We start from the raw sequence: 7,285 nt of genomic DNA on the forward strand, positions 1-7,285 counted from the left end.
GGGGCTTGTGCCGAGTGGAACACGTTCCTAGCATCTCCGGTGTTACATCATTGGTGTCACACACTCCTGGGGGCTCGATGAGCACGCCGCACACCGCCCGCAACGGCCCGCTCTCGGGCGTGCGCGTGGTCGAACTCGCCGGGATCGGGCCCGGCCCCTTCGCCGCCATGCTCCTCGCCGACCTCGGCGCCGACGTCGTCCGCGTCGACCGCCCCGGCGGCGCCGGCATCGGCATCGACCCCGCCCGCGACCTCACCAACCGCAACAAGCGCTCCGTCCTTGTCGACCTCAAGGCCGAGGACGGCCCCGCCACCGTGCTCGACCTCGTCGAGCGGGCCGACGTCCTCGTCGAGGGCTACCGGCCCGGCGTCGCCGAACGCCTCGGCGTCGGCCCCGAGGCCTGCCTCGCCCGCAACCCGCGCCTCGTCTACGGCCGGATGACCGGCTGGGGCCAGGACGGTCCGCTCGCCCCGACCGCCGGACACGACATCGGGTACATCGCGATCACCGGTGCCCTCGGCATGTTCGGCCCCGACCCGGACGGCCCGCCCACCATCCCCGCCAACCTCGTCGGCGACTACGCGGGCGGCTCCCTCTACCTCGTCATCGGCGTCCTCGCCGCCCTCCAGCACGCCCGGACGCACGGCGAGGGACAGGTCGTCGACGCCGCCATCGTCGACGGCACCGCGCACCTCACCACCATGATCCACGGCATGCTCGCGGCCGGCGGCTGGCAGGACCGCAGGGGCGTCAACCTGCTCGACGGCGGCTGCCCCTTCTACGGCGTGTACGAGACCTCCGACGGCGGACACATGGCGGTCGGCGCCCTGGAGGAGCGGTTCTACGCCGAGTTCGTCCGCCTCCTCGGCGTCGAGGACGTCGCGGCCGCCCGCCACGACCTCGCCCGCTGGCCCGAACTGCGCAAGGCCGTCGCCGACCGCTTCCGGAGCCGTACCCGCGAGGAGTGGACGTCCGTCTTCGAGGGCACCGACGCCTGTGTCGCTCCCGTCCTCTCCCTTCGTGAGGCACCGGCTCACCCGCACCTCAAGGCCCGCGCCACCTTCACCGAGCGGGACGGCATCGCCCAGCCCGCCCCCGCGCCCCGCTTCTCCGCCACCCCCGGCACCCTCCGCACGAGCCCCGCCCTGCCCGGTGCCGACACCGCCGAGGTCGCCCGCGACTGGGCCGTACCCGCCCTGCACACCCAGGAGTCGAAGACCGCATGAAGCGCACCCTCTACACCGAGGACCACGAGGCCTTCCGGGCCACCGTCCGCACCTTCCTGGAGAAGGAGGTGCTGCCGCACTACGCGCAGTGGGAGAAGGACGGCATCGTCTCCCGCGAGGCCTGGCTCGCCGCCGGCCGGCAGGGCCTCCTCGGGCTCGCGGTCGAGGAGGAGTACGGGGGCGGCGGCAACCCCGACTTCCGGTACGCCTCCGTCCTCGCCGAGGAGTTCACCAAGGCGGCGGCCCCCGGCCTCGCCATCGGCCTGCACAACGACATCATCGGCCCGTACCTCACCAAGCTCGCCACCGACGAGCAGAAGCGGCGCTGGCTGCCCGGCTTCTGCTCCGGCGAGCTCATCAGCGCCATCGCCATGACGGAACCCGGCGCCGGCTCCGACCTCCAGGGCATCCGCACCACCGCCGAGGACCACGGCGACCACTGGATCCTCAACGGCTCCAAGACCTTCATCTCCAACGGCATCCTCGCCGACCTGGTGATCGTCGTCGCCCGGACCACGCCCGAGGGCGGTGCGCACGGACTCTCGCTCCTCGTCGTCGAGCGGGGCACGGAGGGCTTCGAGCGCGGCCGCAACCTCGACAAGATCGGCCAGAAGTCCCAGGACACCGCCGAACTCTTCTTCACCGACGTCCGCGTCCCGAAGGAGAACCTGCTCGGCGAGCTCAACGGCGCCTTCGTCCACCTCATGACCAACCTCGCCCAGGAGCGCCTCGCCATCGCCGTCGCCGGCATCGCCGGCGCCGAGCACCTCCTGGAGCTCACGACGCGGTACGTGAAGGAGCGCGAGGCCTTCGGCCGGCCGCTCGCCAAGCTCCAGCACGTGCGCTTCGAGATCGCGGAGATGGCCACCGAGTGCGCGGTCACCCGCACGTTCGTCGACCGGTGCATCGCGGAGCACGCCGACCCGACCGGCCTCGGGCTCGACCCCGTCAACGCCTCCATGGCCAAGTGGTGGGCGACCGAACTCCAGAAGCGGGTCGCCGACCGCTGCCTGCAACTGCACGGGGGATACGGCTACATGAGCGAATTCCCGGTCGCACGCGCCTACACCGACGGCCGGATCCAGACCATCTACGGCGGTACGACGGAGATCATGAAGGAGATCATCGGCCGTTCCCTCCTTGGCTGACCCCGTCCCGCACCCCTCGAAGAACCCTCATCGCGAAAGGCTTCCCGTGAGCACCGAAGCGTACGTGTACGACGCGATCCGCACCCCGCGCGGACGCGGCAAGGCCAACGGCTCCCTGCACGGCACCAAGCCCATCGACCTGGTCGTCGGCCTCATCCGGGAGATCCAGGCCCGCAACCCCGGGCTCGACCCGGCCGCCGTCGACGACATCGTCCTCGGAGTCGTCGGCCCGGTCGGCGACCAGGGCTCCGACATCGCCCGGATCGCCGCCATCGCCGCCGGCCTGCCCGACACCGTCGCCGGCGTCCAGGAGAACCGCTTCTGCGCCTCCGGCCTCGAAGCGGTCAACATGGCCGCGATGAAGGTCCGCTCCGGCTGGGAGGACCTCGTCCTCGCCGGCGGCGTCGAGTCCATGTCCCGGGTGCCGATGGCCTCCGACGGCGGCGCCTGGTTCGCCGACCCGATGACCAACCTGGCGACCAACTTCGTCCCCCAGGGCATCGGCGCCGACCTCATCGCCACCATCGAGGGCTTCAGCCGCCGCGACGTCGACGAGTACGCCGCCCTCTCCCAGGAGCGCGCCGCGGCCGCCGTCAAGGACGGCCGCTTCGCCCGCTCGATCGTCCCCGTCAAGGACCGCGCCGGACTCACCGTCCTCGACCACGACGAGTTCCTGCGCCCCGGCACCACCGCCGACTCCCTCGCCCGTCTCAAGCCCTCCTTCAAGGACATCGGCGAACTCGGCGGCTTCGACGCGGTCGCCCTGCAGAAGTACCACTGGGTCGAGGAGATCGACCACGTCCACCACGCGGGCAACTCCTCCGGCATCGTCGACGGCGCGTCCCTCGTCGCCGTCGGCTCCAAGGAGGTCGGCGAGCGGTACGGTCTGAGGCCGCGCGCCCGGATCGTCTCGGCCGCCGTCTCCGGCTCCGAGCCGACCATCATGCTCACCGGCCCCGCCCCGGCCACCCGCAAGGCCCTCGCCAAGGCGGGCCTCACCATCGACGACATCGACCTCGTCGAGATCAACGAGGCCTTCGCGGCCGTCGTCCTGCGCTTCGTCAAGGACATGGGCATCTCCCTGGACAAGGTCAACGTCAACGGCGGCGCCATCGCGCTCGGCCACCCGCTCGGCGCCACCGGCGCGATGATCCTCGGCACCCTCGTCGACGAGCTGGAGCGCCAGGACAAGCGCTACGGCCTCGCCACCCTCTGCGTGGGCGGCGGCATGGGCATCGCCACCGTCGTCGAGCGCGTCTGACGTCCCGTCCGCACCCCTTACTCACGGAGAAGCAGCAGACATGAGCGAGAGCACCACCATCCGCTGGGAGCAGGACGAGACCGGGATCGTCACCCTCGTCCTCGACGACCCCAACCAGTCCGCCAACACCATGAACCAGGCCTTCCGGGCCTCGATCACCGCGATCGCCGACCGCGTGGAGGCCGAGAAGGACTCCATCCGCGGCATCATCTACACCTCCGCGAAGAAGACCTTCTTCGCCGGCGGCGACCTCAAGGACATGGTCCAGGCGGGCCCCGAGCACGCCCAGGACATCTTCGACACCGCCATCGAGATCAAGAACGCGCTGCGCCGCATCGAGACCCTCGGCAAGCCGGTCGTCGCCGCGATCAACGGCGCCGCGCTCGGCGGCGGCTACGAGATCGCCCTCGCCTCCCACCACCGCGTCGCCCTCGACGCGCCCGGCTCCAAGATCGGCCTGCCCGAGGTCACCCTCGGCCTGCTGCCGGGCGGTGGTGGCGTCGCCCGCACCGTGCGCCTCATGGGCATCACCGACGCCCTCCTCAAGGTGCTGCTCCAGGGCACCCAGTACAACCCGAAGCGCGCCCTGGACAACGGCCTCGTGCACGAGGTGGCCGCCACCGCCGAGGAGATGATGGCCAAGGCCATCGCCTTCATCGACGCCCACCCGGAGTCCCACCAGCCCTGGGACGTCCCCGGCCACCGCATCCCCGGCGGCACCCCGTCGAACCCGAAGTTCGCCGCCAACCTGCCGGCCTTCCCGGCCAACCTGCGCAAGCAGCTGAACGGCGCCCCCTACCCGGCGCCGAAGGCCATCATGGCCGCCGCCGTCGAGGGCTCCCAGGTCGACTTCGAGACCGCCCTGACCATCGAGAGCCGCTACTTCACCGAGCTGGTCATCGGCCAGACCGCGAAGAACATGATCCAGGCGTTCTTCTTCGACCTCCAGGCGGTGAACTCGGGCGCGAGCCGCCCGAAGGACGTGGAGAGGCGGCAGGTCCGCAAGGTCGCCGTCCTCGGCGCCGGCATGATGGGCGCCGGTATCGCGTACTCCTGCGCCCGCGCCGGTATCGAGGTCGTCCTCAAGGACGTCTCCGCCGAGTCCGCCGCCAAGGGCAAGGGCTACTCCGAGAAGCTCTGCGCCAAGGCCGTCTCCCGGGGCCGCACCACCCAGGAGAAGGCCGACGCCCTCCTCGCCCGCATCACGCCCACCGCCGACGTGGCGGACCTGGCCGGCTGCGACGCGGTCATCGAGGCGGTCTTCGAGGACACCGCGCTCAAGCACAAGGTCTTCCAGGAGATCGAGCACGTGGTGGCCCCCGACGCGCTGCTCTGCTCCAACACCTCCACCCTCCCCATCTCGGTCCTCGCCGAGGGCGTCGAGCGCCAGGCCGACTTCATCGGCCTGCACTTCTTCTCGCCCGTCGACAAGATGCCGCTCGTCGAGATCATCAAGGGCGAGCGGACCGGCGACGAGGCGCTGGCCCGCGCCTTCGACCTGGTCCGCCAGATCAACAAGACGCCGATCGTCGTCAACGACTCGCGCGGCTTCTTCACCTCGCGGGTGATCGGCCACTTCATCAACGAGGGCGTCGCCATGGTCGGCGAGGGCATCGAGCCCGCCTCGATCGAGCAGGCCGCCGCCCAGGCCGGCTACCCGGCGAAGGTCCTCTCCCTCATGGACGAGCTGACCCTCACCCTCCCGCGCAAGATCCGCAACGAGACGAAGAAGGCGGTCGAGGAGGAGGGCGGCACCTGGGTCACCCACCCGGGCGAGGCCGTCATCGACCGCATGGTCGACGAGTTCGGCCGCCCCGGCCGCAGCGGCGGCGCGGGCTTCTACGAGTACGGGGAGGACGGCAAGCGCGGGAAGCTCTGGCCGGGGCTGCGCGAGCACTTCACGAAGCCGGGGTACGAGATCCCCTTCCGCGACATGCAGGAGCGGATGCTGTTCTCCGAGGCCCTGGACACCGTCCGGCTCCTGGAGGAGGGCGTCCTGACCTCCGTCGCCGACGCCAACATCGGCTCGATCATGGGCATCGGCTTCCCGGCCTGGACCGGCGGCATCCTCCAGTACATCAACGGCTACGAGGGCGGTGTGGCCGGCTTCGTCGCCCGCGCGCGCGAGCTGGCACAGACGTACGGCGAGCGGTTCGCCCCGCCGGCGCTCCTGGTGGAGAAGGCGGAGCGGGGCGAGACCTTCACGGACGCCTGAACGCGGTCCGCAACTCCTCGCTCAGCGACCGCTGAAAGGCGGTGAGGAGGGCCTGGACCACCATCGGCTGCATGTGCGCCGAGAGCGACTTCATCGCGCTCAGGTGGTCCGGGTCCTCCCCGCTCTCCCGGTACGGGCTCCACACCTCGTCCCGGAAGAGCCGGGAGAGCTCCTGGGCGGCCGCGCGCGCGTGCTCCAGGAGCACGGTCCGGGAGGCGAGGATCGTCTCGTGCTCGATGGGCACGTCGAGCAGCTCGACCCCGAGCCGAAGCAGCGCCCCGTCGAGGCGGTACGTGTCGTCCTCGTCGGTCCGGTCGAGCACGCCCATCGCGGCCAGCCGGTCCACGTCCCGCCCGGTCAGCGCCCGCCCGGCCCGCCGCTCCAGCTCGCGCCGGGTGATCGTCTCGGCGGACTCGGGCGCCCACGAGGCCACGAGGGCCCGGTGGATGGCGAGGTCCTGCGCGCTCAGGTCGGCCGGCAGCTGCTCCAGGTACCGCTCGATGGCGGCCAGCGTCATGCCCTGCCGCTGGAGCTCCTCGATCAGCGCGAGCCGCGACAGATGATCGGCCCCGTAGTGCCCGACCCGCCGGGCCCCGATGACGGGCGGCGGCAGCAGCCCCCGGGTCCCGTAGAACCGCACGGTCCGCACCGTGACCCCGGCCCGCGCGGCCAACTCGTCCACGGTGTACACGGGCTCCTGCGCGTCGCTCCCCTGCTCCATGGTTCAACAGTATTGCTGTCTCACCACTGGTGTAAAAGAGCCGCGCGACTGTCAGTGGGAGGTCGTAGCGTGATCGTCATGAACGGGATCACGTACGTCCGGGGGGGACGCGACCGCACGCCGTGTGGGCAATCGTCCCGCTCGAGCAGGGGGGACCCCCCTCGCCCCAGCGGAACGACTGCCCACAATGGGGGCGCGGCGGCTCGTGGAGCGGGGGATACCGGTCAGTGTGTACGACTTCGGTGGGTAACGGGCGTCGGGGCGGGGCGTCGTGGGAGTGTTCGGCCGGGCGGGCTAGAGTCGGCGGCTGTTCGAATCGGGGGATCGGGAGCAGGGGGAGTCAGATGTACGCGCAACTCAGGGAGACCGCCGACGAGTTGGCCGGAGTCCTGTGGCGGGAGCACACCGTCTACCGGGAGCGGGGCGGCGGTGTGGTGATCCGGGGCGAGCACGTGCGCCGGTGGATCAGCCTCGCCCCGACCGGGGGGAAGGACCGGGCCCTGCTGCGGGCCGGGCGGATCCTGGACGGGGGGACGACCGCCCCGGCCCGTACGGAGGTGGTCGTCGACCTGACGGCCGGGACGGCGGAGCTGGCGACCGTCTGCCGCCGGCTGCTCGCCGAGGTGACCAGTCCGACCGGGGTGATGACGGCGGCGGTGCCGCAGGCGAAGACCTCGGTGAGGGTGCCGTTCTCGGTGTCGGCCTGCCACTGGT

6 protein-coding genes are annotated in these 7,285 nt (G+C 71.4%); 5 read left to right on the forward strand and 1 reads right to left on the reverse strand.

Annotation, left to right across the window (positions count from 1 at the left end):
• Positions 1-77 precede the first annotated feature (77 nt).
• The 4 genes from ABZ318_RS04850 to ABZ318_RS04865 are packed head-to-tail and all read left to right on the forward strand — an operon-like array spanning position 78 to position 5,850.
• Positions 78-1,226: a CaiB/BaiF CoA-transferase family protein gene (locus tag ABZ318_RS04850; protein ID WP_356901068.1), complete on the forward strand. Its 1,149-nt coding sequence runs from the start codon at positions 78-80 to the stop codon at positions 1,224-1,226.
• Positions 1,223-2,374 (forward strand): acyl-CoA dehydrogenase family protein, encoded by a 1,152-nt coding sequence (locus ABZ318_RS04855; protein ID WP_356901069.1) that lies wholly within the window; start codon positions 1,223-1,225, stop codon positions 2,372-2,374. The genes ABZ318_RS04850 and ABZ318_RS04855 overlap by 4 nt, the downstream gene beginning before the upstream one ends.
• A 46-nt stretch (positions 2,375-2,420) precedes the next feature.
• A complete protein-coding gene (locus ABZ318_RS04860) occupies positions 2,421-3,635 on the forward strand; it encodes an acetyl-CoA C-acetyltransferase (protein ID WP_356901070.1) in 1,215 nt (404 codons plus the stop codon).
• Between the two features lie 40 nt (positions 3,636-3,675).
• Positions 3,676-5,850 (forward strand): 3-hydroxyacyl-CoA dehydrogenase NAD-binding domain-containing protein, encoded by a 2,175-nt coding sequence (locus tag ABZ318_RS04865; protein ID WP_356901071.1) that lies wholly within the window; start codon positions 3,676-3,678, stop codon positions 5,848-5,850.
• Here the strand turns inward: ABZ318_RS04865 and ABZ318_RS04870 are convergent.
• Positions 5,837-6,571, reverse strand: a complete 735-nt coding sequence (locus ABZ318_RS04870; protein ID WP_356901072.1) for a MerR family transcriptional regulator — start codon at positions 6,569-6,571, stop codon at positions 5,837-5,839. The genes ABZ318_RS04865 and ABZ318_RS04870 overlap by 14 nt on opposite strands.
• A gap of 344 nt (positions 6,572-6,915) precedes the next feature.
• Between ABZ318_RS04870 and ABZ318_RS04875 the strand changes: the two genes are divergently transcribed.
• Positions 6,916-7,285: hypothetical protein (locus ABZ318_RS04875; RefSeq protein WP_356901073.1), on the forward strand; the 370-nt coding region annotated here is incomplete at its 3' end.

Origin of the sequence: Streptomyces sp. NPDC006197 (genome assembly GCF_040613865.1) — a bacterium.
Lineage (GTDB): Bacteria > Actinomycetota > Actinomycetes > Streptomycetales > Streptomycetaceae > Streptomyces.

Coding starts and splice junctions, on each gene's coding strand:
- ABZ318_RS04865 (WP_356901071.1), top strand. CDS start 3,676: ATGAGCGAGAGCACCACCATCCGCTGGGAGCAGGACGAGACCGGGATC.
- ABZ318_RS04850 (WP_356901068.1), top strand. CDS start 78: ATGAGCACGCCGCACACCGCCCGCAACGGCCCGCTCTCGGGCGTGCGC.
- ABZ318_RS04855 (WP_356901069.1), top strand. CDS start 1,223: ATGAAGCGCACCCTCTACACCGAGGACCACGAGGCCTTCCGGGCCACC.
- ABZ318_RS04870 (WP_356901072.1), bottom strand. CDS start 6,571: ATGGAGCAGGGGAGCGACGCGCAGGAGCCCGTGTACACCGTGGACGAG.